2 protein-coding genes are annotated in these 1,416 nt (G+C 61.4%); both read left to right on the forward strand.

The annotated features are described in order from the left end of the window. A partial coding sequence (locus tag BG455_RS12245) for a type II toxin-antitoxin system death-on-curing family toxin (protein ID WP_071470295.1) occupies positions 1-353 on the forward strand: 353 nt, incomplete at its 5' end. A 220-nt stretch (positions 354-573) separates the two neighbouring features. After that, positions 574-1,416 (forward strand): MobV family relaxase (gene mobV, locus BG455_RS12250; protein WP_177190887.1); only part of this gene is annotated, 843 nt, incomplete at its 3' end.

Raw genomic sequence — 1,416 nt, forward strand, 5'->3', positions numbered from 1 at the left:
AGGTGATGAACCTCTTCGGTGGGCGGCGTGGCATGCTGCATCCTTATGCTGTTCCGGCAGCTTTAGGGGCGTGTCAGAATGCCTACTGTGACAGCGTAGTCGCCCATGCGGCACGCCTCTGGGTCTCTCTTGCGATGGGGCACGCCTTCAATGACGGCAATAAGCGCACTGCGTTCACTGCCACAAGGGTGTTCTTACTCATGAACGGAATAGAGTATCGGCATCCCCAAGGTGACGAAGGAACCTACCAGTTCATCGACCGCCATTTTCCAGAAGGCCAAGACTCAACCTTCACTGCTGACATCGCCGACCGACATCTTACTCAGTATTGTTTTGTCGCACGAGAAGGCTGACTGACTTCATCAGTTGCAGCCGGAGAGCCTTCTTGATGACATCGGCTAGCATCAACGGAGCACGATCCTTATGATCTGCTGGGTAGCAGAAACGTAGCTTAAGGTATCTCGGAAGGCTGGTTTATGTGTCTCTTCCCCGGGTTGCGGGGCGAGCGATCAATTTGGCCTTGTGCCAAATTGTCTAGTGAGTACACATAAACCTTCCTTCGGAGATCGGTTCATGGGTGCGCGAAACGATGACGATGATGCCTGGCGGATCCGATTGGATCGCAGCATCGGTGGCAGGATGCTCCATATCGCCGCCCCGCGCAGCTTCGCCATCCTCCGCTGCGCCAAGATCAAGACCATGGGCAACATGGGGGCAAGCCTCCAGCATACCTTCCGGGAACGCGACACGCCCAATGCCGATACCCGGCGCACCCCCGACAACACCATCCTGGTCGGCGGCGACACCAGCCGCGCCGTCCTGGATGCCTGGAAGGACCGCGCCCCCGAAAAGATCCGCAGCAATGCCGTCCACGGGCTAGAGTATTTCGTCGGCGGGTCCCCCGAAGCCCTGAAGGCCATGAGCCGGGAGGAGCAGGACGCCTACTTTACCGATGCCCTGGACTGGCTGAAAGCCCGCCATGGGGCGGAAAACGTCCTCTCCGCGGTGATCCACCGGGATGAGTCCACGCCCCACATGACGGTGATGACCATTCCCCTGGACGAACGCGGCAAGCTGAACGCTCGCGCCATCGTCGGCAGCCGGCAGCAGCTCTCCGCCATGCAGACCGACTTCGCGGAACGGGTCGGAAAGACCCATGGCCTGGAGCGCGGTCTGCAGGGCTCTCCAGCGCGCCATGAGCGGGTCCAGAGGGCCTATGCCCATCTCACCGACCCCGATGCCGCCGTGAGCCTCCCTGAGCGGCGCAGAGGCGCCATTCTGGGCATCGGCGGAGAGACGGAGGCGGAATGGCGGGAACGGGCCTCACAGGACGTCTCAGACGCTCTCAGGGGCGTCCAGGCGGCCCGGCATCGCGAGAACCGCGCTCACGCCGTCGAGCTGTTCACCCTCAAGCAG

The organism is Roseinatronobacter thiooxidans (genome assembly GCF_001870675.1).
Taxonomy (GTDB): Bacteria; Pseudomonadota; Alphaproteobacteria; order Rhodobacterales; family Rhodobacteraceae; genus Roseinatronobacter; species Roseinatronobacter thiooxidans.